The sequence below is a fragment of the Micromonospora alfalfae genome (genome assembly GCF_022230925.1).
In the GTDB taxonomy this organism is placed as follows: Bacteria; Actinomycetota; Actinomycetes; order Mycobacteriales; family Micromonosporaceae; genus Micromonospora; species Micromonospora alfalfae.
Genome location: NZ_JAKKFH010000012.1, coordinates 87,284 through 110,174 on the forward strand (window position 1 = coordinate 87,284; position 22,891 = coordinate 110,174).

The window sequence follows — 22,891 nt, forward strand, 5'->3', positions numbered from 1 at the left end:
CGCAAGGTGGTCCTGGTCTCGCCGACCGACGAGAAGTCGACCGACTGACACCGGTGCCCTGACCAGCGGCGCGCAGACGAGGCGCGCCAGCGACGGGTGCGATGGCGAGAGGCGTCCTGACCGAGTTGTCACTGACGCGGGCACGACGCGAGGGCGGGGTGGGCGACCACCCCGCCCTTTCGCGTACCGGGTGTGTGCCGCCCACCCAGCGAACGAGGGTTGGCGGGCGGCTGGCAGAGTGAGGGGGTGAGCCGTACCCCGCAGGGCCAGCGCGCCAGTCTGGACAAGCAGCCGCACGAGGTCGCCGCGATGTTCGACGGCGTGGCAGAGCGTTACGACCTGACCAACACGGTGATCTCGCTGGGACAGGATCGTTCCTGGCGGCGGGCCACCCGGGCGGCGCTCGGGCTGCGGCCGGGTGAGCGGGTCCTGGACGTGGGGGCGGGCACCGGCGTTTCGACGCGCGAGCTGGCCCAGTCCGGGGCGTACGCGGTCGGGGTCGACCTGTCGCTGGGCATGCTGCACACCGGTAAGCGGGCCCGGCCCGAGGTGCCGCTGCTGGCGGGGGACGCGCTGCGGCTGCCGTTCGCCGACGCCAGCTTCGACGCGGTGACCATCTCGTTTGCGCTGCGCAACGTCAACGACACCGACGCGGCGCTGCGTGAGTTGGCCCGGGTGACCCGGCCGGGCGGCCGGCTGGTGGTTTGCGAGTTCAGCACCCCGGTCAATCCGGTCTTCCGGACGGTCTACCTGTCGTACCTGATGCGGTCGCTGCCGGCGGTGGCCCGCACTGTGTCGAGCAACCCCGAGGCGTACGTGTATCTCGCCGAGTCGGTAAGGGCCTGGCCGGCGCAGTCCGCGCTGGCCGGCCGGGTGGCGGCGGCCGGGTGGGGGCGCGTGGCGTGGCGCAACCTGACCGGTGGCGTGGTGGCCCTGCACCGGGGGATCCGCGAGTAGCGGGGTACCGCACCCGCCCGGTACGGACATTATTCAGGTTTCGTTAATATCGGTCTTTAGTCCACTTTGCCCGGTACGCTCGATCGCATGACCGGAGCAGACCCGGCGGACCCGGTGGCCGCCACCGACGACGACGCGGCCGAACTCATCTCCCAGTTGCGCGAGTTGGCCGGTGCCGACCCGGTGGAGGTCCGGCAGGTGGTCGCCGAGGTGTTGGCGGCTCTGGATCGGGCGGCGGGTGGGGCGCTCCGCGAGCATCTACCGGAGACAATTCGGGTCGATGCGGGCCTGGACGCCTCCAGCCCGGCGTGACACCTGACCGCTGTGGACGGTGGTGAGCTGTCACATCGGCGAGTTAGGTACCCCTGATCCTGCGCTGGTATGACGCCGGTCATACACTCGTCCCGTCTGGCTTGTGAAGCATTTCACGAGCGTGCGGGAGGAGGCGCGAAATGACCGCGGTGGAACACGATGCCGACGTCATTGTCGTGGGCGCCGGTCCCGGTGGGTCAGCGACCGCGTACCACCTGGCCCGGCACGGCGTACGGGTGCTGTTGTTGGAGAAGACCGAGTTCCCCCGGGAGAAGGTCTGCGGCGACGGGTTGACCCCTCGCGCGGTGCGCCAGCTCGTCCGGATGGGTGTGGACACCTCGCCCGAGGCAGGCTGGCTGCACAACCGCGGTCTGCGGGTCATCGGCGGCGGGGTGCGCCTCGAACTGGACTGGCCGGAGCTGGCCAGCTTCCCCAACTACGGTCTGGTGCGCACGCGCCTGGACTTCGACGACCTGCTCGCCCAGCGGGCGGTGGCCGCCGGCGCGAAACTGCGGACCAGCGTCAACGTGCTGGGCCCGGTGCTCGACGACGATGGCCGCGTCACCGGCGTCGAGGCGGAGGTCGGGCCGGGCAAGGAGCCCACCACCTTCCACGCCCCGCTGGTCGTCGCCGCGGACGGCGTCTCCGGCCGGTTCCCACTCGCGCTCGGGCTGGCCAAGCGGGAGGACCGGCCGATCGGTGTGGCCGTCCGCCGCTACTACCGTTCGCCGGCCAAGCACGAGGACAACTACCTGGAGTCCTGGCTGGAGCTGCGCAGCAAGGACAGCGGTGACAACCTGCTGCCCGGGTACGGCTGGATCTTCGGCCTCGGTGACGGGCGGGTCAACGTCGGGCTCGGCGTGCTCAACTCGTCCTCGGCGTTCGGCAAGACCAACTACCGCCGGCTGCTCACCGACTGGCTCGCCAACACCCCGGAAGACTGGGGGATGACCGACGAGACCAACGCCGACGGCCCGATCCTCGGTGCCGCGTTGCCGATGGGCTTCAACCGGGTGCCCCACTACACCCGGGGCGTGCTGCTGGTCGGTGACTCGGGCGGCATGGTCAACCCGTTCAACGGTGAGGGCATCGCGTACGCGATGGAGTCCGGCGAACTGGCCGCGGAGGTCATGGTCCAGGCCCTCGCCCGCCCGGCCGGCCCGGAACGCGAGCGCGCGCTGCTGGCGTACCCGAACGAGCTGAAGGCGCGGCTCGGCGGCTACTACCGGCTGGGCGGCATCTTCGTGAAACTGATCGGCCGCCCCGAGATCATGCGGATCGCCACCAAACACGGCATGCCGCACCCGACGCTGATGCGTTTCGTGCTCAAGCTGTTGGCCAATCTGACCGACCCGCGCGGCGGGGATGCGATGGATCGGGTCATCAACGCGATGACGAAGGCCGCCCCGGCCGTCTAGGTAGGACGGCATCGGCGCTGGTCACGGCGCCGATGCCGACAAAGATCGACCCCCGCCGACTGCCACTGCGAGGGACGTGAATAGTGTGATTTTCGTCAAGCACCGAGGGCAGGGAAGGACGAGCAGGAGAAAACGATGTCGCTCTCGCCTTACGCACCGATCATCGGGCTGTTCGCCCTCGCCGCGGCGTTCTCGCTGTTTTCCGTTGGCGCCGCCCGCTTCGCCGGTCCCCGTCGCTACAACAAGGCCAAACTCGAGGCTTACGAGTGCGGCATCGAGCCCAGCCCGCAGCCGGTCGGCGGCGGGCGGTTCCCGATCAAGTTCTACCTGACGGCGATGCTCTTCATCGTCTTCGACATCGAGATCATCTTCCTCTACCCCTGGGCGGTCTCGTTCGACGCTCTGCCGATCTTCGGCTTCGTGGAGATGGTCCTGTTCATCGTCGCGGTCTTCGTTGCGTACGCCTATGTGTGGCGGCGCGGCGGCCTGGACTGGGACTGAGGAAGGAACGTCAGATGGGCATCGAGGAGAAGCTTCCCGCCGGCGTCCTGCTCACCTCGGTGGAGAAGCTGGTCAACTGGTCTCGGAAGTCGTCCGTGTGGGGCGCGACCTTCGGCCTGGCCTGCTGCGCCATCGAGATGATGGCCGCCGGTGGTCCGCACTACGACATGGGCCGCTGGGGCATGGAGGTCTTCCGGGCGTCCCCCCGGCAGGCCGATTTGATGATCGTGGCCGGCCGGGTGAGTCAGAAGATGGCACCGGTGCTGCGCCAGATCTACGACCAGATGGCCGAGCCGCGCTGGGTGCTCTCGATGGGCGTCTGCGCCAGCAGCGGCGGCATGTTCAACAACTACGCGATCGTGCAGGGCGTCGACCACGTGGTGCCGGTCGACATGTACCTGCCCGGCTGCCCGCCCCGGCCGGAGATGCTCATCGACGCGATCCTCAAGCTCCGCGAGAAGATCATGTATGAGCCGCTGGGCCCGAACGGCCGCAAGATGCTCGCGGCCCGCCAGGAGCGCGGTGACGTTCCGATCGTGCCCTACGGCTCGATGCCCTCCTCGTACCGCAGCGACAAGTCCCGGCGCGCCGAGTGGACCCGGGCGGTCCGTGAGGGCCGCGAGGAGCAGCTGCGCATCGAGAACTGGATGAACGCTCAGAACCACCTCCACCCGCAGGTAGGCCCGAAATGACGTCACCCACGGACAAGCCAAACGACGGCGGAGTACCGCTGCCGGTGGTGCCGGCCGGCGCCACCAGTGGTGCCCCCGCCGAGTTCCCGCCGGCCAGCCCGGCCGGTCGCGGGATGTTCGGCAACCAGGGCACCGGCGACGTGTCCGGCTACGGCGGCCTGGTCCGCCAGCGCCAGCCCATCGAGGAGGCGTCCCGGCCGTACGGGGGCTACTTCGACGAGGTACGCGACGCGCTGGAGGAGGCGTACCCGGCCTTCAACGACGCGATCGAGAAGGTTGTCGTCGACCGGGGTGAGCTGACCCTGCACGTACGCCCGGAGCGGATCGCCGAGGTGTGCCAGGTGATGCGGGACGACCTGGCGCTGCGGTTCGAGTTGTGCTCCTCGGTGTCCGGTGCGGACTACCTGGGCGCCGACGAGCGCCGGTTGCACGTGGTCTACCTGCTCACCTCGATGACGTACCGGCGGCGGGTCCGGCTGGAGGCCGCGGTCTCCGTCGAGGCCCCGCACCTGCCCAGCGTGACCGCCATCTACCCGACGGCGGACTGGCAGGAGCGCGAGGCGTACGACATGTTCGGCATCGTCTTCGACGGCCACCCCAACCTGACCCGGATCCTCATGCCGGACGACTGGGAGGGCCACCCGCAGCGGAAGGACTACCCGCTCGGCGGCGTCCCCGTCGAGTACAAGGGCGCGGAGATCCAGCCGCCGAACGAGCGGAGGTCGTACCAGTGAGCGCGAGGAGTGCAGCGGAGCGGAGCCCCGCAGTCGGGATCGGAGGGCCGGCACTGTGACGACGTCGAACTACGCCAGCGAGCGCGAAACCGACGAGGGTCGGGTCTTCACCGTCACCGGTGGGGACTGGGACACGATCGTCTCGGGCACCGACCCGATCAACGACGAGCGGATCGTGGTCAACATGGGTCCGCAGCACCCGTCCACGCACGGGGTGCTGCGGCTGGTCCTGGAGCTGGAGGGCGAGACGGTCCGCGAGGCCCGTTCGGTCATCGGCTACCTGCACACCGGCATCGAGAAGAACCTCGAATACCGCAACTGGGTCCAGGGCTCGACGTTCGTGACCCGGATGGACTACCTCGCCCCGATCTTCAACGAGACGGCGTACGCCCTCGCTGTCGAGAAGCTGCTCGGCATCACCGACGACATCACCGAGCGGGCCACCACCATCCGCGTGCTGATGATGGAGCTCAACCGGATCTCGTCGCACCTGGTCTGGCTGGCCACCACCGGCATGGAGCTGGGCGCGATCTCGATCATGCTGTACGGCTTCCGCGAGCGGGAGTACATCCTCGACATCTTCGAGACCATCACCGGCCTGCGGATGAACCACGCGTACGTGCGGCCGGGCGGTGTGGCACAGGACGTGCCGGACGACGCGATCGTCAAGATCCGCGAGTTCCTGAAGATGATGCCGAAGAAGCTCAAGGAGTACGAGGACCTCCTCTCCGGCCAGCCGATCTGGACCGAGCGGACGAAGAACGTGGCGGTGCTTGACGTCACCGGTTGCGTGGCGCTCGGCATCACCGGCCCGGTGCTGCGCTCCGCCGGCCTCGCCTGGGACCTGCGCAAGACCATGCCGTACTGCGGCTACGAGACGTACGAGTTCGACGTGCCGACCCACCCCGACGGTGACGTGTGGGGTCGCTACCAGGTCCGGCTCGCCGAGATCCGGGAGTCGATGAAGCTGGTCGAGCAGGCACTGGACCGGCTTCGTCCGGGCCCGGTGATGGTCGCCGACCGCAAGATCGCCTGGCCGGCGCAGCTCGCCATCGGCGTGGACGGCATGGGCAACTCGCTGGAGCACGTCGCGAAGATCATGGGTCAGTCGATGGAGTCGCTGATCCACCACTTCAAGCTGGTGACCGAGGGCTTCCGGGTCCCGCCCGGCCAGGTGTACGTCGCCATCGAGGCGCCCCGCGGCGAGCTGGGCGTCCACGCGGTCTCCGACGGTGGCACCCGGCCCTACCGGGTGCACTACCGGGAGCCGAGCTTCGTCAACCTGCAGGCCCTCCCGGCGATGGCCGAGGGCGGTCTGATCGCCGACGTGATCGCCGGCGGCGCCTCGTTGGACCCGGTGATGGGCGGGTGTGACAGGTGAGCGCGAGGAGTGAGCTTGCGAGCCCCAGCCGCACGCGCGAGGAGCGAGCGAAGCGAGCCCCGCAGTCGCGGGCAGAGGGCAGCCCAGTCGCGAACGGAAGGCGGCTCTGATGACGACGACTTTCACTGACGAGACCCGGGAGCGGGCGCGCGACATCATCGCCCGTTACCCGGCGGACCGGTCCCGCTCGGCGTTGCTGCCGCTGCTGCACCTGGTCCAGGCCGAGGAGGGGTACGTCTCCCCGGCCGGGGTCGCGTTCTGCGCCGAGGTGCTGGGGCTGAACAAGGCCCAGGTCGGCGCGGTGGCCACCTTCTACACGATGTACAAGCGCAAGCCGACCGGTGACTTCCTGGTCAGCGTCTGCACCAACACGATGTGCAACGTGCTCGGTGGCCAGGAGGTCTACGACACCCTCGCCGAGCACCTGGGCGTCGGGCACGACGAGACCACGGCGGACGGCACGATCACGCTGGAGCACGCCGAGTGCCTGGCGGCCTGCGACTACGGCCCGGTGATGACCGTCAACTACGACTTCTTCGACGGTGTGGACGCCTCCACCGCTGTCGGTGTGGTCGACGAGTTGCGGGCCGGCGGTCGGCCGATGCCGACCCGGGGTGCCCGGCTCTGCACGCTCAAGGAGATGGCGGTGCAGCTCGCCGGTTTCGCCGACGAGCGCGACGGTGCGGTCGCCGACGGCGGGCCGGGTGAGCCCACCCTGCGCGGGCTGCGGTTGGCCCAGCAGCACGGCGTCTCGGTGCCGGGCTTCGACCCGAACACCCCGATCCGCAGCAAGGCCGAGGCCGACAAGGCCGCCGCCGAGGCGAAAGCGAAGGCGGAGGCCGCCAAGCCGGCGCCCGTCGAGGCCAGCGCGGCCCCGGTCAAGGGCAGCGACGGGGCGTCCGCCCCGACGGGGGCGGCCGCAGTCGCCGAGCCCGCGAAGCCGGCAGGAGCCACTGAGCCGGCGAAGCCGGCAGACGCCACCGGCAGCACCACGCGGGACGTCAAGGCACCGGACGACAAGTCGCCGCAGGTGCGTACCGCCGAGACCCGGCAGCCGGACGCGGGCACGGCAGCGCCGGACGCCAGTGGCACGAAGGTCCCGACGGACGCCACCGGCACCGCGCCCGAGGCTGGCGACGCACGGGCGGCCGAGGCCGCCGGCGTGGCGGCCAACCCGCCGGCCGGCGACGGCAAGCCCGCCGGCGACGAGGCCGGGGCGCAGGAGCGCAACCTCACCGAAGCGAAGGCTGGGACGGACGCCGACGGCGCCGGACCGGCGGACGCGAACGAAACGGGGGCCCAGAAGTGACCACTCCCCGCCCGGAGACGCTGGCCAAGCTGACGCCGGTGCTGACCAAGCGCTGGCTGTCGCCGGACGCCTGGCGCATCGGCACGTACGAGCAGTTGGACGGCTACGCCGCGCTGCGCAAGGCGCTCAAGGCCCACCCGGACGACCTGATCCAGCTGATCAAGGATTCCGGGCTGCGGGGCCGAGGCGGCGCCGGCTTCCCCACCGGCCTCAAGTGGGGCTTCATTCCGCAGGGCGACGGCAAGCCGCACTACCTGGTGGTCAACGCCGACGAGGGCGAGCCGGGCACCTGCAAGGACCTGCCGCTGATGACCCACGACCCGCACGCGCTGGTCGAGGGCGTCATCATCGCGTCGTACGCGATCCGGGCCGCCCGCGCCTACATCTACATCCGGGGCGAGGCGGTGCACGCCGCGCGTCGGCTGCGCAACGCGGTCCAGGAGGCGTACGACAAGGGTTACCTGGGCCGGAACATCCTGCGCAGCGGCTACGACCTGGAGCTGGTGGTGCACTCCGGCGCCGGGGCGTACATCTGCGGCGAGGAGACGGCGCTGCTTGACTCGCTGGAGGGGTTCCGGGGTCAGCCCCGGCTGCGCCCGCCGTTCCCGGCCACCCACGGCCTGTACGCGAGCCCGACTGTGGTGAACAACGTCGGCACCATCGCCAGCGTGCCGCCGATCGTGCTCGGTGGGGCCGACTGGTGGAAGAGCATGGGCACCGAGAAGTCCTCCGGGCCGATGATCTACTCGCTCTCCGGCCGGGTCGTCAACCCGGGCCAGTACGAGTGCTCGATGGGTGTCACGCTGCGCGAGCTGCTGGAGCTGGCCGGTGGCATGCAGCCCGGCCACAACCTGCGGTTCTGGACCCCGGGCGGCTCGTCCACCCCGCTGCTCGCCGCCGAGCACCTGGACGTGCCACTGGACTTCGAGGGGGTGGCGGCGGCCGGCTCGATCCTGGGCACCACTGCCACGCAGATCTTCTCCGACCAGGACTGCCCGGTCTACGCGACGTACCGGTGGTTGGAGTTCTACCACCACGAGTCGTGCGGCAAGTGCACCCCGTGCCGTGAGGGCAACTACTGGATGGTCCGGGTCTACCGGCGGATCCTCGCCGGTCAGGGCACCCACGAAGACCTGGACACCCTGCTGGACACCTGCGACAACATCCTCGGCCGCTCGTTCTGCGGCCTGGGTGACGGCGCGACCAGCTCGGTGACCTCCTCGCTGCAGTACTTCAAGCAGGACTACCTCGACTACATCGAGGGTCGGACCGCACCCAAGCTGTCGGAGAAGACCCTGGTAGGGGCGCACTGATGAGCGCGAGGAATGAGCTTGCGAGTCCCGCAGTCGCGAATGGAAGGCGACTCTGATGACCGACGTAGCCAAGCAGACCGAGACCGTCACCCTCACCATCGACGGCGTCGAGGTCACCGCCCCCAAGGGGACGCTGCTGATCCGGGTCGCCGAGCAGATGGGCACCGAGATCCCCCGGTTCTGCGACCACCCGCTGCTGGCCCCGGCCGGCGCGTGCCGGCAGTGCCTGGTCGAGGTGGAGGGGCAGCGCAAGCCGGTCGCCTCCTGCACCCAGACCGTCGCCGACGGCATGGTCGTGCGTACCCAGATCACCTCCCCGGTCGCCAAGAAGGCGCAGGAGGGGGTGATGGAGCTGCTGCTGCTCAACCACCCGCTGGACTGCCCGATGTGTGACAAGGGCGGCGAGTGCCCGCTCCAGAACCAGGCGATGTCCACCGGCCGCACCGACTCGCGCTTCCACGAGCACAAGCGGGAGTACGAGAAGCCGATGGCGATCAGCAGCCAGGTGCTGCTGGACCGCGAGCGTTGCGTGCTCTGCCAGCGGTGCACCCGGTTCTCCGAGGAGATCGCCGGCGACAAGTTCATCGACCTGATGGGCCGGTCGTCCGCCGAGGAGATCAACATCTACCGGGACGACGCGTACGGCGAAGAGGGTGACGCCGGCGACGTCCCGTTCAACTCCTACTTCTCCGGCAACACGGTGCAGATCTGCCCGGTGGGTGCGCTGACCGGTGCCCAGTACCGCTTCCGCGCCCGCCCGTTCGACCTGGTCTCCAGCCCGAGCGTCTGCGAGCACTGCTCGGCGGGCTGCGGGCAGCGCACCGACTGGCGGCGCGGCAAGGTGCTGCGCCGGCTGGCCGGCGACGAGCCGCAGGTCAACGAGGAGTGGAACTGCGACAAGGGTCGCTGGGGCTTCCAGTACACCCGGGCCGCCGACCGGCTGACCACTCCGCTGGTCCGCGACGAGCACACCGGTGAGCTGCGCGAGGCGTCCTGGAGCGAGGCGCTCACCGTCGCCGCCGAGGGGCTGCACATCGCTCGGGAGAGCGGGCAGGGCACTGCCGTGCTCACCGGCGGTCGGCTGACAGTCGAGGACGCGTACGCCTACGCCAAGTTCGCCCGGGTCGCGTTGAACACCAACGACATCGACTTCCGGGCCCGGCCGGTCTCCCGCGAGGAGGCCGACTTCCTGGCCAGCTCGGTCGCCGGGGTCACCGACGTCACCTACACCGACGTGGAGAACGCGCCAGCGGTGGTGCTGGTGGGCCTGGAGCCCGAGGAGGAGTGCCCGATCCTCTTCCTGCGGCTGCGCAAGGCGTACCTGAAGAAGACCCTTACGGTGTACGCGCTGGCGCCCTTCGCCACCCGCGGCCTGGAGAAGCTCGGTGCCAAGCTGGCCCGGGTGGTGCCGGGCGAGGAGGCCAGCGTGCTCGCCGAGCACGCCACCGTCAGCGAGGCGCTGAGCGCACCGGGCGCGATCCTGATCGTCGGCGAGCGGTTGGCCTCCGTGCCGGGTGGGCTCTCCGCCGCTGCCGACGTGGCCCGGCGTACCGGCGCGAAGCTGGCCTGGGTGCCGCGGCGCGCGGGTGACCGCGGCGCGGTGGACGCCGGCTGCCTGCCCAACCTGCTCCCCGGTGGACGCCTGGTGACCGAGCCGGCCGCCAGGGCCGAGCTGGGTGAGGCGTGGGACATCCCGGCCGGGGTGATCCCGAGCCAGGCCGGTCGGGACACCGACGGCATCCTGACCGCGGCCGCCAACGGGCAGCTCGGCGCACTGGTCGTCGGCGGTGTCGACCCGGCCGACCTGGCCGACCCGCGCCTGGCCGAGTCCGCCCTGGACGCGGTGCCGTTCCTGGTCAGCCTCGAACTGCGCGCCAGCGCGGTGACCCGGCGGGCGAACGTGGTCCTGCCGGTCGCCCCGGTGGCCGAGAAGGCCGGAAGCTTCCTGGACTGGGAGGGCCGGCTGCGCCCGTTCGAGGCGGTGCTGAACACCGCAGCGATGACCGACGGCCGGGTGCTCGACGCGCTGGCCGCCCTGCTCGACGTGCGCCTCGGCACGGCCGATGTGCTGAGCGTGCGTCGTGAGCTGGGCACGCTGCCGGCGACGCGGATGTCCCGCCCGTCCGCGCCGTCTGTCGCACCGGGCCGGGTGCCGCAGCCGAACGCCGGGGAGGCCGTGCTGGCCACCTGGCACCAGCTGGTGGACCTCGGCACCCTGACCGAGGGCGACGAGAACCTCGCCGGGACCGCCCGTCCGCCGGTGGTCCGGCTGGGTAAGGGCACCGCCGAGGCGCTCGGTGTGGTCGACGGTGACGCGGTCACTGTCGGCACCGACCGCGGGGCGCTGACCCTGCCGGCGGAACTCACCGAGATGCCGGACGGCGTGGTCTGGCTGCCGACCAACTCACCCGGCTCGACCGTGCGGCGCAGCCTCGGGGCGACGTCCGGCGCGGTCGTCCGGATCTCCGTTCCCGCACCGAGTACGGCCATCCCGGCCGGACGCGTGGCGGCCGACGAGACCGGTCTCCCGGGTCCGCTCCTCAACTCCGGGGGTAACCAGTGAGCGCGAGGAGTGAACGAGCGCAGCGAGTGAGCCCCGCAGTCGCGAACGAAAGGTGGGCACTGTGAGTCCCCTCCTCGCCCAGGATCCGACGCTGGCCGACTTCGGCCGGGATCCGTGGTGGTTGGTTCTCGGCAAGATTGTCTTCGCGTTCGCCTTCGGTCTGCTGGCCACCCTGCTCGGCGTCTGGTTCGAGCGGCGCGTGGTGGGTTACATGCAGGTGCGGCCCGGCCCCAACCAGGTCGGCCCGTTCGGCCTGCTGCAGACCCTCGCCGACGGCCTGAAGATGGCCTTCAAGGAGGACATCCTCCCGAAGGCGGCCGACAAGGTCGTCTACTTCTTCGCCCCGACCATCTCGGTGATCTGCGCGGTCACCGCCCTGTCGGTGGTGCCGTTCGGCCCGATGGTGAGCATCTTCGGTCACCACACGCCGTTGCAGGTCACCGATGTGCCGGTGGCGGTGCTGCTGCTGCTCGCCTGCTCCTCGATGGGTGTCTACGGCATCGTGCTGGGTGGCTGGGCCTCCGGCTCGACGTACCCGCTGCTGGGTGGTCTCCGGTCGAGCGCCCAGATGATCTCCTACGAGGTCGCCATGGGGCTCAGCATCGTGGCGGTCTTCATGACCGCCGGCACGATGAGCACCAGCGGGATCGTCGCCGCTCAGGGCGACGGCACCCAGCTGACCGTCTTCGGCCAGACCATCCCGGCGCCGGGCTGGTACGCGATCCTGCTGCTGCCGAGCTTCATCATCTTCTTCATCGCCACGGTGGGTGAGACCAACCGGGCGCCGTTCGACCTGCCCGAGGCTGAGTCCGAGCTGGTCGCCGGCTTCATGACCGAGTACAGCTCGCTGAAGTTCGCGCTCTTCATGCTCAGCGAGTACGTCGCGATGGTGACCATGTCCGCGGTCACCACCACGCTGTTCCTGGGCGGATGGCGAGCACCCTGGCCGATCACCATCTGGGAGGGCGCCAACTCCGGTTGGTGGCCGATGCTCTGGTTCTTCGGCAAGGTGATCGCGCTGGTCTTCGTCTTCGTGTGGTTGCGTGGCACGCTGCCCCGGCTGCGGTACGACCAGTTCATGCGGCTCGGCTGGAAGGTGCTGCTGCCGATCAACCTGGTCTGGATCCTGGTCCTGTCGGGCCTGCGCTCCATCGAGGACTGGGACACCCGCGGCAAGGTGATCGCCGTCGGCATCCCGGCCGGCATCCTGCTGATCGCCACGATCTTCTGGCCCAGCCGGCGCCCGAAGCCGAAGCCGACGACGCAGGAACAGGTCGACAACCGGCCGCACGGGAGCTTCCCGCTGCCACCGATGGATCTTCAGGTACCACCGAGCCCGCGCATCACGCGCGTGGTCGCCGAGCGGGAGCCGGCCAACATCGTTGCCGGCTCGGACTCCAGGGAGGTGTGACGTGGGCGCGATCACCGGAACGTTCAAGGGATTCGGTGTCACCTTCTCGCACATGTTCAGGAAGGTCGTCACGACCGACTACCCGTTCAAGCCGCCGGTGTCGGCGCCGCGCTACCACGGGCGGCACATCCTCAACCGGCACCCGGACGGCCTGGAGAAGTGCATCGGCTGCGAGCTGTGCGCCTGGGCCTGCCCGGCGGACGCGATCTACGTCGAGGGTGGCGACAACACCGACGAGCAGCGCTTCTCGCCGGGTGAGCGGTACGCCAGCATCTACCAGATCAACTACGCCCGCTGCATCTTCTGCGGGCTGTGCATCGAGGCCTGCCCGACCCGGTCGCTCACCATGAGCAACGAGTACGAGTTGGCGCGGGACAACCGGCAGGACCTGATCTTCACCAAGGAGCAGTTGCTCGCGCCGTTGCTGGAGGGCATGGAGCAGCCTCCGCACCCGATGCGGCTGGGTGACAGCGAGAAGGACTACTACGTCGGCGCGCTGGACAACCCGGGCACCTCAGCCGGTGCGGAGACGTCCCCGATGGGCCCCGGCCGCTACAAGGTCGAGGAGCACCCCGGCGTGACGTTCCCGGGCGCCGAGCAGGCCGCCCAGCGCGTGGCGGCCGGCAAGGGAGAGGAAGCATGACCACGTCTACGGTGCTCGCCGCCGCGGGTTCGGTCTCCACCGGCGAGGCGGTCACCTTCTGGATCCTCGCCCCGCTCGCGCTGATCGGCGGGATCGGGATGGTGGCCGCGCGCAACGCCGTGCACTCGGCGCTGTGGCTGGTGCTGACCATGCTCTGCCTGGGCGTGTTCTACGTCCTCCAAGCCGGTCCGTTCATCGGCATGGTGCAGATCATCGTCTACACCGGCGCGATCATGATGCTCTTCCTCTTCGTCCTGATGCTGGTCGGTCGGGACTCCACGGACTCGCTGATCGAGACGCTGCGCGGCCAGCGGGTCGCCGCGATCGTGCTCGGCCTGGGCTTCGCCGGCCTGGTCGGCACCGGGCTCTACCAGGCGCTGGACCGGACCAACACGGTCGGTCTGGAGCAGGTCAACGCCGAGGGGAACGTGCAGGGCATCGCCCGGCTGCTGTTCACCAAGTACGTCTTCGCGTTCGAGCTGACCTCGGCGCTGCTGATCACCGCGGCGGTCGGTGCCATGGTGCTGGCCCACGTCGAGCGGCGTAAGCAGGACAAGATCGACCAGGTGTCGACAATGAAGGCACGCTTCGCCCCGGGTAACTACCCCGGCCCGAAGCCGGGCCCCGGCGTCTTCGCGACCTCCTCCTCGGTGGCCACCCCGGCCCGGCTGCCCGACGGCCGCCTGACCGACCGCAGCACTCCGGCGATCCTTCCGCAGCGCGAGCTGACCGCCGAGGAGACCTCGCTGAAGGGGACGGACAAATAATGGAGACGTTCTTCTCGGTCGAGCCGACCTACTACCTCGTGCTCGCCGCGGTGCTGTTCACCATCGGCGCCGCCGGGGTGCTGGTCCGGCGCAACGCGCTCGTGCTGTTCATGTGCGTGGAGCTGATGCTCAACGCGGCCAACCTGACTCTGGTCACCTTCAGCCGGATCAACGGTGACCTCAACGGCCAGATCATGGCGTTCTTCGTGATGGTGGTGGCGGCGGCCGAGGTCGTGGTCGGGCTCGCGATCATCATGTCCATCTTCCGGACGCGACGCTCGGCGAGTGTCGACGACGCCAACCTGCTGAAGTACTGAGGGGTCCACCGGTGGAAGAGACTGTGGAATACGCCCAGGCCACGGGGCTACTCGGGGGCGTTTGGCTGCTGGTGGCGATCCCGCTGGTCAGCGCGGCCATCCTGCTGCTGCTCGGCCGCCGGGCCGACCGCTGGGGGCACTGGTTGGGCGTCGCCGCCATCGGCGCCGCGTTCGTGCTCGGCCTGAGCTTCTTCTTCCAGCTGCGTGGCCTGGAGAACAAGTCGGTCGAGCTGAGCCTCTGGGACTTCATCGCTGTCGGTGATCTGCGCGTCGACTTCGGCCTGCTCTTCGACCCGCTGGCCGCGGTCTTCGTCCTGCTGATCACCGGGGTGGGTTTCCTGATCCACCTGTACGCGGTGGAGTACATGTCGCACGACGCGGGCCGTCGTCGGTTCTTCGCGTACTTCAACCTGTTCGTCGCGGCGATGCTGCTGCTGGTGCTCGGCAACAACTACGTGATGCTGTACTTCGGCTGGGAGGGCGTCGGTCTGGCGTCGTACCTGCTGATCTCCTTCTGGACCGACCGGCCGAGCGCGGCCACCGCCGGCAAGAAGGCGTTCCTGATGAACCGCGTCGGCGACGCCGGCCTGGCCATCGGCATCTTCATCATGTTCGCCACAGTGGGCACCACCCAGTACGACGAGGTGTTCAACGGTGTCGGCGCGCTGACCGGCACCACGGTGCTGGTCCTCGGCCTGTTGCTGCTGCTCGGGGCGGCCGGCAAGTCCGGTCAGTTCCCGCTCCAGGCATGGTTGCCGGACGCGATGGAGGGCCCGACCCCGGTGTCGGCGCTCATCCACGCCGCCACGATGGTCACCGCTGGTGTCTACCTGATCGCCCGGTCCAACCCGATCTTCTCGGCCAACTCGACGCTGCAACTCGTGGTGGTCAGCGTCGGCGCGCTCACCCTGCTGATCGGCTGCATAATCGGCGCGGCCAAGGACGACATCAAGCGGGTGCTGGCCTGGTCGACGGTGAGCCAGATCGGTTACATGTTCCTCGGTGTCGGCCTCGGCGGCGCGGCCTACGCGCTGGCCATCGTGCACCTGCTGGCGCACGGTTTCTTCAAGGCCAACATGTTCCTCGGCGCCGGCTCGGTCATGCACGGAATGAAGGACCAGGTCGACATCCGCCGCTTCGGTGGACTGTCCAAGTACATGAAGATCACCTGGTTGACCTTCATGATGGGCTGGCTGGCCATCATCGGCATGTTCCCCTTCTCCGGCTTCTTCTCGAAGGAGCCGATCATCGTGGCCGCCTTCGAGCGGGAGGACTGGACCGCCTGGCTCTTCGGCGGTGCGGCACTGCTCGGCGCCGGGCTCACCGCGTTCTACATGACGCGGCTGTTCGTGCTCACGTTCCACGGGCCGCAGCGGTGGACCGAGGACATCGAGCACCCGCACGAGTCGCCGAAGCTGATGACCATCCCGCTGATCCTGCTGGCCGTCGGGTCGGTCGGCGCCGGCTTCCTGCTCGCCACGTCCGTTCCGGACTGGCTGACGGAGACCGCCGGGCTGGGCGGCGAGCACGCGGAGCACGCGGCGGTCCTCTCGCACACCGTGATCACCATCCTGTCGCTGCTGGTGACAGTGCTCGGTGCCGGGCTAGCCTGGTTCCTCTTCCGGGCCGGCACGGCCACCGTGCCGCAGCCGGCCGGGGTGCTGGTCACCGCCGCCCGGCGCAACCTCTACACCGACACGGTCAACGAGGCGGTCTTCGAGAAGCCGGGCATCTTCCTCACCCGGGCGCTGGTGTACCTCGACAACCGGGGCATCGACGGGCTCGTCAACGGGCTCGCCGCCGCGGTCGGCGGGGGCTCGGGCCGCCTCCGCCGGATGCAGACCGGCTTTGTCCGCTCGTACGCCACCTCGATCCTGGCCGGTGCGCTGCTGGTGATGGCGGCGTTCCTGGCGGTGCAGGCGGGGTGGTTGGCGTGATCGACCTCAATACGCCCGCCCCCGCCGGCGGACCACGCATCCACGACGGAGGTAAGGCCGCATAATGTCCAACTTCCCGTTCCTCTCGGTGCTCACCGTGGCGCCGCTGGTGGGCGCCCTGGTGGTGGCCTTCCTGCCGCGCCACCGCCCGGAGCTGGCAAAGCAGGTGGCGTTCGCCTGGTCGCTGCTCGTGCTGGTGCTCTCGGTGGTGATGTGGGTCAGCTTCAAGGCCGGCGGCCAGCGGTTCCAGTTCCACGAGTCGTACTCGTGGATTCCGAACTGGGGGGTCAGCTTCACCTTCGCGGCCGACGGCATCGCGCTGGTGATGCTGATGCTGATCGCGGTGCTGGTGCCGCTGGTGATCCTGGCGTCCTGGCACGACGCCGAGTCGTCGAAGCGGTCGGTGCCCGTCTACTTCGCGCTGCTGCTGGTCCTCGAGTGCACGATGATCGGCGTCTTCGCGGCCGCCGACGTGTTCCTGTTCTACGTGTTCTTCGAGGTCATGCTGGTGCCGATGTACTTCCTCATCGGCAGCTACGGCGGCCACCAGCGGCAGTACGCGGCGGTGAAGTTCTTCCTCTACTCGCTCGTCGGCGGTCTGTTCATGCTGGCCGCGGTGATCGGCCTGTGGGTGGTCGGCGGAAAGACCTTCGACTGGCAGGCGCTGTCGCAGGTCGACATCAGCACCGGCACCGAGCGGTGGCTGTTCCTCGGCTTCTTCCTCGCGTTCGCCATCAAGGCGCCGTTCTTCCCGTTCCACACCTGGTTGCCCGACGCCGGTGGCGCTGCCCCGGCGGGCGCGGCGGCGCTGCTGGTCGGCGTGCTGGACAAGGTCGGCACGTTTGGCATCCTGCGCTACTGCCTGCCGCTGTTCCCCGAGGCGTCGAAGTGGTTCGCGCCGTGGGCGCTGGCCCTGGGCGTGATCGGCATCGTCTACGCCGCGCTGCTGGCGGTCGGCCAGAACGACCTCAAGCGGCTGGTGTCGTACACCTCGATCGCGCACTTCGGCTTCATCGGCGTGGGCATCTTCGCCTTCACCACCCAGGCCGGCACCGGCGCGGTGCTCTACATGCTCAACCACGGGCTGGCCACCGGCCTGCTCTTCCTGGTGGTGGGCATGCTGATCTCCCGGCGGGGCTCGTCGCTGATCAGCGACTTCGGTGGCGCCGGCAAGCTGGTCCCGTTGCTCGCCGGGGTGCTCTTCTTCGCCGGTCTCGCCTCGCTAGCGCTGCCCGGCACGGCGCCGTTCATCTCCGAGTTCCTGGTGCTGATCGGCACCTTCACTGTGAACAAGCCGGTAGCGGTCATCGCCACGCTCGGCATCATCCTGGCCGCCGCGTACGTGCTGTGGATGGTGCAGCGCACCACCCAGGGCACCCTCAACCCGGCGCTGACCGAGGTCGACGGCATGCGCCGCGACCTCAACCTGCGCGAGAAGGTGGTCGTCGCCCCGCTGATCGCGCTGATCGTGCTGCTCGGCTTCTTCCCCAAGCCGGTCACTGACGTGATCAACCCCGCCGTCCAGGCGACAATGGACGACATCGGCAGAACCGACCCGGCGCCGTCCGTGGGCGGCACCGTCCAGGAGGCGGCTCGGTGAGCGCGAGGAGTGAGCTTGCGAGCCCCGCAGTCGCGAACGAAAGGTCGGCACCGTGACCGAGTTGAAGCTGCCGTCGATCGACTACGCGGCGATCTCTCCGATCCTGATCATGCTGGGTACGGCGTTGCTCGGCGTGCTGGTCGAGGCCCTGGTGCCTCGTCGCTGGCGGCACGTGGTGCAGTTGACGCTGGCGCTGCTCGCGGTGCTCGCGGCACTGACCATGGTGGTCCTCAGCGCCGATGAGCGGATCATCACCGCGGGCCAGGCGCTCGCGATCGACGGGCCGACGCTCTTCCTCCAGGGCGCGATCCTGGTGCTGGCCGCGATGGCGCTGCTGCTGATCGGTGACCGCTCGGTCGAGCGGGGCGGGGCGTTCGTCGCCCAGGCCGCGGTGACCGCGGAGTCGGCCGACGACCGGCGGCAGGCCGAGGGGCGCAACGGCCTCACCGAGGTCTACCCGCTGACCACGTTCGCTATCGGCGGCATGCTGATCTTCGTGGCGGCGAACGACCTGCTGACCATGTTCATCGCACTCGAGGTCTTCTCCCTGCCGCTCTACCTGCTCTGCGCGCTGGCCCGTCGTCGGCGTCTGCTGAGCCAGGAGGCGGCGATGAAGTACTTCCTGCTCGGCGCGTACGCCTCGGCGTTCTTCCTGTTCGGTGTGGCCCTGATCTACGGCTTCACCGCCGGCATCCCGGGTCGCCCGTCCGGCGTCGACTTCGCCACCATCCACGCGGCGGTGGGCGAGTCGCCGGCCAGCCCGGTGCTGCTCTTCGCCGGCATGGCGCTGCTCGCCATCGGTCTGCTCTTCAAGGCCGCGGCGGCCCCGTTCCACGTCTGGACCCCGGACGTCTACCAGGGCGCTCCGACCCCGGTCACCGGGTTCATGGCGGCCTGCACCAAGGTCGCCGCGTTCGGTGCCCTGCTGCGCGTCTTCCAGGTCGCGTTCGCCGACGCCAACTGGGACTTCACGCCGGTCCTGGGCGCGGTGGCGGTGCTGACCATGCTGGTGGGTGCGGTGCTCGCGGTCACCCAGACCGACATCAAGCGGCTGCTCGCGTACTCCTCGATCGCCAACGCCGGCTACCTGCTGGTCGGTGTGTTGGCGCCGAGCCGCGACGGGCTGGCCGGCACGATGTTCTACCTGGTCGCGTACGGCTTCTCGGTGCTCGCCGCGTTCGCCGTGGTGACGTTGGTACGCGACGACGACGGCGAGGCCACCCACCTGTCCCGCTGGGCCGGGCTGGGCCGTCGGTCGCCGTTCTTCGCCGCGCTGTTCACGTTCATCCTGCTCGCCTTCGCCGGTATTCCGCTGACCAGCGGCTTCACCAGCAAGTTCGCCATCTTCGGGCCGGCGCTGGAGGGTGGCCAGGCCTGGCTGGTGATCGCCGGTGTGCTGACCAGCATGATTCTCGCGTTCCCGTACCTGCGGGTCGTGGTGATGATGTGGCTCTCCGAGCCGGGCGAGTCGACCCCGACCGTCACGGTGCCCGGTGGGCTCACCTCCGCCGCGCTGATGATCGGTGTGCTGGCGACCCTGGTGTTGGGTGTCGCACCGGCGCCGCTGCTCGATCTGGCTGCCGGAGCCGCCGAATTTGTTCGATGACCGAAGGATCGATCACCGGGGGTCGGCGCGTGTTCACGTGCCGGCCCCCGGTGCGTATCCCCGGGCCGGAGCAGGTCGAACGGGTGTGGCATGGTTGATAGCGTGGTGAAACCGGCGGGCGAGCGTTCAGGTGCCTCCGGCTCCGGCGGTCGGCGGGGTCGGGCGAGCACGAGTCAGTTCGGCGCGCTTGGCCTCCATCTCGCCGATCCCCGTGTCGAGGCGTCAGTGCTGGGGCTTCTGGACACGGTCGAGGTCGAGTTGCGGGCCAGCGTGTCCAGTGCCGACCCGTTCGTCACCGAGGCCGCCCGGCACCTCGTCGAGGCCGGCGGTAAGCGGTTCCGGCCGTTGCTGGTGGCGCTCGGCGCCCAGTTCGGTGACCCGACCGGTGCGCAGGTGGTCCCGGCCGCAGTGGTGATGGAGCTCACTCACCTCGCGACCCTCTACCACGACGACGTGATGGACGAGGCCGCCGTCCGTCGGGGCGCGCCGAGCGCGAACTCCCGGTGGACCAACTCGGTCGCCATCCTGGTCGGCGACTACCTCTTCGCCCGCGCGGCGGACATCGCCGCCGACCTGGGCACCGAGGCGGTCCGGTTGCAGGCGCGCACCTTCGCCCGGCTGGTGCACGGCCAGATCGCGGAGACGGTCGGGCCGCGCGCCGACGACGACCCGGTGGCCCACTACCTGCACGTGATCGCCGAGAAGACCGGCTCGCTGATCGCCACGTCCGCCCGGTTCGGCGGCATGTTCGGTGGCGCCGCCCCGGAGTACGTGGAGGCCCTCGCTGGGTACGGCGAGACGATCGGTGTCGCCTTCCAGCTCTCCGACGACCTGCTGGACATCGCCTCCGAGTCGGTGCAGTCGGGCAAGACCCCCGGCACCGACCTGCGCGAGGGTGTCCCAACCCTGCCGGTGCTCTACGCCCGCGAGGCGGACGACTCCGACGCGTCGTCGGTGCGGTTGCGGGAGATCCTGGCGACCGGCCCGCTGACCGACGACGTGCTGCACGCCGAGGCGTTGGGGCTGCTGCGGGAGAGCCCGGCGCTCAAGCGGGCCCGGGAGACGGTGCGCAGCTACGCCGAGGAGGCCCGCGCGCAGCTCGCCCCGCTGCCGCACGGCCCGTCCCGCAGCGCACTTGAGTCGCTCTGCGACTACATCGCCGACCGCACCAGCTGATCCACGCCCCGGCCCGCCGCGGCGGCGGCGCGGGTCAACAGTCGGCTGCCGACGAGCATGAGTGCGGCGGCGAGCAGCATCGCCACGGCCGCGATGGCCCACATCGCCGGGTAGCCGAGGTGCGCGGCGAGTGGGCCCAGGCTCAGCGGGCCGAGACAGCCGCCCGCGTACACCCCGGTCTGCGTGATCGACGTGGCGGCGGCCGGTGACTGCGGGTGGAGCCGGACCACCGCGAAGTTCATCAGCCCGGGCCAGGCCCAGCCCAGACCGAAGCCGAGCACCACGCCGACCACCAACGGCACCGGGCCGGTCAACGCGAGCAGGCCCAACCCGACCGCGCCGACGAGCAGCATCGCGGCGATGACTGCGACGTGGCCGGTGTCGCGGCGGTCGGCCAACCAGCCGACGCCCACACGAGCCGCCACGCAGACCGCGCTGCCCAGGGTCAGGGTGAGGCCGGCGAGACCCGGCGACAGACCCCGGGCCGCTGCGGAGTCCACCAGGAAGGTGCCCAACGAGTTGGCCGCGCCCGAGGCCAACGTCGCCGCCGCGCCGACCACCACCAGCGCTGCCGTCGCCCGCCCGGCGCGCCCGGCTCCGGCCCGCCGAGCGGGATTGGGCAACTGCCGGGGTACGGCGGCCAGCGTCGTCAGCGCGGCCACGGCGGCGGCCACGAACGCCCAGCGCCACCCGGCGGTGAGCGCGATGGTGGGCACCGCAACCCCGGCCAGCAGGGTGGAGACCGGGATGGCGGCCTGCTTGACACCGAACGACAGTCCCTGCCGCCGGGCCGGAACGTGCTGGGCCAGCGCGGCGTTGCTGGCCAACTGGCCGAGCGCGTTCGCGGCGGCGCTGAGGGCCAGCAGGCCCACCAGCACCGGATACGACCGGGCGAAGGCGGCCACGGCGAGCATCGATCCAGCGGCCAGCAGAATGCCGCAGCGGGCCACCAGAGCCGGACCGTACCGCTCGACCAGCCGCCCGGAGGGCACCGAGGCCAGCGCGCTGACCCCGAAGTAGACGGAGACGGCCAGGCCCAGGCCGGCCGGCGAGAAGCCGAGGTCCGTGCCCATCTGCACGGCGAGACCGCCGAGCAGGAAGACGGGGAGTACGCAGGCCACCGTGGTGACGACTGCGCCGGCGCTGGCCCGGACCGGACGGGGTCGGGCAACGGCCGGATCGGGGGTGTTGGAGGTGTCGGTCATCGTTCGGCAAACCTACGCGAGCCCCGCTCACAGCACTCCTGGTGACCGGCGGGGCACAAGCTGTGGATGGTGATCTGGCATCCTCGACCCGAACAGGCATTTCGCACCGGGCCTGTTTTTCATATGGTGTAAGTCCCCGGCGGCGGAGGTGGTTGTGCGCGACCCCTTGGCAGAACCTTCGGACCTGATTCGCAGCGTGTCCCGAGCGCTACGGGTGCTGGAGTCGGTCGGTCGCGCCCCGAAGGGCCTGACCGTCAAGCAGATCGCCCGGCGCTGCGAGCTGACCGTGGCCACCACCTACCACCTGGTCCGCACCCTCGCCTACGAGGGCTACGTGATCCGTCGCGAGGACGGCACGTACATAGTGGGGTTGGAGGTGGCCGACCGGTACCGGGAGCTGGTGACGGCGTTCCGAGGCCCGCCGGCGGTCGGTGAGACGCTGCGGCGGGCCGCCGTGGACACCGGCTACAGCCACTACCTCGGCCGGTTCGTCGGCGGTCAGGTGGCCCTCACCGCTGTCGCCGAGGGGCACCGCTCGCCCTACCTGGAGGATCTGGTCCCCGGCTTCGACGAGGGGGCGCACGCCACAGCGCTCGGCAAGTCGTTGCTCGCCACCCTGACGACCGACCAGCGCTACCGCTACCTGCGCGAGTACGGCATGCGCCCGTTCACCTCCGCCACGCTGACCACCACCGAGAGTTTCGAGGCCGACCTGGCGGCCGGCGACCGGCGCGGCATGCAACTGGAGATGGGGCAGTTCCGCCAGGGGGTGGCCTGCGCCGCGGTGCTCGTCGCGCCGGACAAGGACATGGAACGCCGCGTCGTGCTGGCCTGCGCGTTGCCGGCCAGCGAGATGATGACCTCCGCCCGGGTGGTACGCGCCAAGCTGCTCACAGTGGCCCGCGGCGTGGCCGACGGCATCGCCACCGACAACTGACCGCCGAGAGGCCCTCTCCCGGGCTGGGAGAGGGCCTCTCGGGGCGGTCGAGCGCCGGACCGCCGGAGCAACGTCAGCGACCCACCGGGCGGCGTGTGCAACGTCAGCGGCC

19 protein-coding genes and 1 pseudogene are annotated in these 22,891 nt (G+C 70.0%); 19 read left to right on the top strand and 1 reads right to left on the bottom strand.

From position 1 onward, the window contains the following. Positions 1-246 precede the first annotated feature (246 nt). The 18 genes and pseudogenes from MED01_RS12790 to MED01_RS12875 all read left to right on the top strand — a co-directional run bounded on the left by MED01_RS12790 (position 247) and on the right by MED01_RS12875 (position 20,637). The gene (locus tag MED01_RS12790; protein ID WP_196920656.1) at positions 247-957 is read left to right on the top strand and encodes a demethylmenaquinone methyltransferase; all 711 of its coding nucleotides are present in this window, start codon (positions 247-249) and stop codon (positions 955-957) included. Positions 958-1,044: 87 nt separating this feature from the next. Continuing rightward, on the top strand, positions 1,045-1,269 hold the full coding sequence (locus MED01_RS12795; protein WP_091395588.1) for a hypothetical protein: 225 nt from the start codon (positions 1,045-1,047) through the stop codon (positions 1,267-1,269). Positions 1,270-1,409: 140 nt separating this feature from the next. After that, a complete protein-coding gene (locus tag MED01_RS12800; RefSeq protein WP_238668741.1) occupies positions 1,410-2,687 on the top strand; it encodes a geranylgeranyl reductase family protein in 1,278 nt (425 codons plus the stop codon). 135 nt (positions 2,688-2,822) lie between these two features. Further along, positions 2,823-3,188 (top strand): NADH-quinone oxidoreductase subunit A, encoded by a 366-nt coding sequence (locus MED01_RS12805; protein WP_007454588.1) that lies wholly within the window; start codon positions 2,823-2,825, stop codon positions 3,186-3,188. A 14-nt stretch (positions 3,189-3,202) separates the two neighbouring features. Next, positions 3,203-3,880, top strand: coding sequence for a NuoB/complex I 20 kDa subunit family protein (locus MED01_RS12810; protein ID WP_238668742.1), 678 nt, complete (start codon positions 3,203-3,205; stop codon positions 3,878-3,880). Continuing rightward, positions 3,877-4,614 (top strand): NADH-quinone oxidoreductase subunit C, encoded by a 738-nt coding sequence (locus MED01_RS12815; RefSeq protein WP_112620361.1) that lies wholly within the window; start codon positions 3,877-3,879, stop codon positions 4,612-4,614. Before MED01_RS12810 ends, MED01_RS12815 begins: the two co-directional genes overlap by 4 nt. A gap of 55 nt (positions 4,615-4,669) precedes the next feature. After that, the gene (locus MED01_RS12820) at positions 4,670-5,995 is read left to right on the top strand and encodes an NADH-quinone oxidoreductase subunit D (protein WP_238668744.1); all 1,326 of its coding nucleotides are present in this window, start codon (positions 4,670-4,672) and stop codon (positions 5,993-5,995) included. A 109-nt stretch (positions 5,996-6,104) separates the two neighbouring features. Further along, positions 6,105-6,962: pseudogene (nuoE, locus tag MED01_RS36340) on the top strand (NADH-quinone oxidoreductase subunit NuoE); the annotation flags it as partial. Between the two features lie 338 nt (positions 6,963-7,300). Then, positions 7,301-8,617, top strand: a complete 1,317-nt coding sequence (gene nuoF / locus MED01_RS12830; protein ID WP_238668747.1) for an NADH-quinone oxidoreductase subunit NuoF — start codon at positions 7,301-7,303, stop codon at positions 8,615-8,617. Positions 8,618-8,672: 55 nt separating this feature from the next. After that, positions 8,673-11,180, top strand: coding sequence for an NADH-quinone oxidoreductase subunit G (locus tag MED01_RS12835; protein WP_238668749.1), 2,508 nt, complete (start codon positions 8,673-8,675; stop codon positions 11,178-11,180). A gap of 61 nt (positions 11,181-11,241) precedes the next feature. Beyond that, positions 11,242-12,591 carry an NADH-quinone oxidoreductase subunit NuoH gene (gene nuoH, locus MED01_RS12840; RefSeq protein ID WP_238668750.1) on the top strand — a complete coding sequence of 450 codons (1,350 nt, stop codon included), beginning with the start codon at positions 11,242-11,244 and terminating at the stop codon, positions 12,589-12,591. 1 nt (position 12,592) lies between these two features. After that, positions 12,593-13,234: an NADH-quinone oxidoreductase subunit NuoI gene (nuoI, locus tag MED01_RS12845; protein ID WP_091395563.1), complete on the top strand. Its 642-nt coding sequence runs from the start codon at positions 12,593-12,595 to the stop codon at positions 13,232-13,234. Next, positions 13,231-14,001: an NADH-quinone oxidoreductase subunit J gene (locus MED01_RS12850; protein WP_238668751.1), complete on the top strand. Its 771-nt coding sequence runs from the start codon at positions 13,231-13,233 to the stop codon at positions 13,999-14,001. The genes nuoI and MED01_RS12850 overlap by 4 nt, the downstream gene beginning before the upstream one ends. Further along, complete coding sequence (gene nuoK / locus MED01_RS12855; protein ID WP_238668753.1) at positions 14,001-14,318, top strand: NADH-quinone oxidoreductase subunit NuoK; 318 nt, start codon at positions 14,001-14,003, stop codon at positions 14,316-14,318. The genes MED01_RS12850 and nuoK overlap by 1 nt, the downstream gene beginning before the upstream one ends. A gap of 11 nt (positions 14,319-14,329) precedes the next feature. Then, entirely contained in the window at positions 14,330-16,255 is a 1,926-nt protein-coding gene (gene nuoL / locus MED01_RS12860) for an NADH-quinone oxidoreductase subunit L (RefSeq protein WP_238668754.1), read from the top strand. Between the two features lie 64 nt (positions 16,256-16,319). Next, a complete protein-coding gene (locus MED01_RS12865) occupies positions 16,320-17,855 on the top strand; it encodes an NADH-quinone oxidoreductase subunit M (protein ID WP_238668756.1) in 1,536 nt (511 codons plus the stop codon). A gap of 52 nt (positions 17,856-17,907) precedes the next feature. Next, positions 17,908-19,461: an NADH-quinone oxidoreductase subunit NuoN gene (gene nuoN, locus MED01_RS12870; protein WP_238668757.1), complete on the top strand. Its 1,554-nt coding sequence runs from the start codon at positions 17,908-17,910 to the stop codon at positions 19,459-19,461. 90 nt (positions 19,462-19,551) lie between these two features. Then, positions 19,552-20,637: a polyprenyl synthetase family protein gene (locus MED01_RS12875; protein ID WP_238668759.1), complete on the top strand. Its 1,086-nt coding sequence runs from the start codon at positions 19,552-19,554 to the stop codon at positions 20,635-20,637. On the opposite strand, the gene MED01_RS12880 is transcribed toward MED01_RS12875, so the two are convergent. After that, positions 20,613-21,842 carry an MFS transporter gene (locus MED01_RS12880; protein WP_238668761.1) on the bottom strand — a complete coding sequence of 410 codons (1,230 nt, stop codon included), beginning with the start codon at positions 21,840-21,842 and terminating at the stop codon, positions 20,613-20,615. The genes MED01_RS12875 and MED01_RS12880 overlap by 25 nt on opposite strands. A gap of 154 nt (positions 21,843-21,996) precedes the next feature. Here MED01_RS12880 and MED01_RS12885 point away from each other — a divergent pair, with 154 nt between their 5' ends. Further along, positions 21,997-22,779 carry an IclR family transcriptional regulator gene (locus MED01_RS12885; protein WP_238668762.1) on the top strand — a complete coding sequence of 261 codons (783 nt, stop codon included), beginning with the start codon at positions 21,997-21,999 and terminating at the stop codon, positions 22,777-22,779. Positions 22,780-22,891: the final 112 nt, after the last annotated feature.

Bases quoted from the DNA above. Each gene is read 5' to 3' on its own strand.
- MED01_RS12795 (WP_091395588.1), top strand. From the start codon at position 1,045: ATGACCGGAGCAGACCCGGCGGACCCGGTGGCCGCCACCGACGACGAC.
- MED01_RS12800 (WP_238668741.1), top strand. From the start codon at position 1,410: ATGACCGCGGTGGAACACGATGCCGACGTCATTGTCGTGGGCGCCGGT.
- MED01_RS12805 (WP_007454588.1), top strand. From the start codon at position 2,823: ATGTCGCTCTCGCCTTACGCACCGATCATCGGGCTGTTCGCCCTCGCC.
- MED01_RS12810 (WP_238668742.1), top strand. From the start codon at position 3,203: ATGGGCATCGAGGAGAAGCTTCCCGCCGGCGTCCTGCTCACCTCGGTG.
- MED01_RS12815 (WP_112620361.1), top strand. From the start codon at position 3,877: ATGACGTCACCCACGGACAAGCCAAACGACGGCGGAGTACCGCTGCCG.
- MED01_RS12835 (WP_238668749.1), top strand. From the start codon at position 8,673: ATGACCGACGTAGCCAAGCAGACCGAGACCGTCACCCTCACCATCGAC.
- MED01_RS12850 (WP_238668751.1), top strand. From the start codon at position 13,231: ATGACCACGTCTACGGTGCTCGCCGCCGCGGGTTCGGTCTCCACCGGC.
- nuoK (WP_238668753.1), top strand. From the start codon at position 14,001: ATGGAGACGTTCTTCTCGGTCGAGCCGACCTACTACCTCGTGCTCGCC.
- MED01_RS12865 (WP_238668756.1), top strand. From the start codon at position 16,320: ATGTCCAACTTCCCGTTCCTCTCGGTGCTCACCGTGGCGCCGCTGGTG.
- MED01_RS12875 (WP_238668759.1), top strand. From the start codon at position 19,552: ATGGTTGATAGCGTGGTGAAACCGGCGGGCGAGCGTTCAGGTGCCTCC.
- MED01_RS12880 (WP_238668761.1), bottom strand. From the start codon at position 21,842: ATGACCGACACCTCCAACACCCCCGATCCGGCCGTTGCCCGACCCCGT.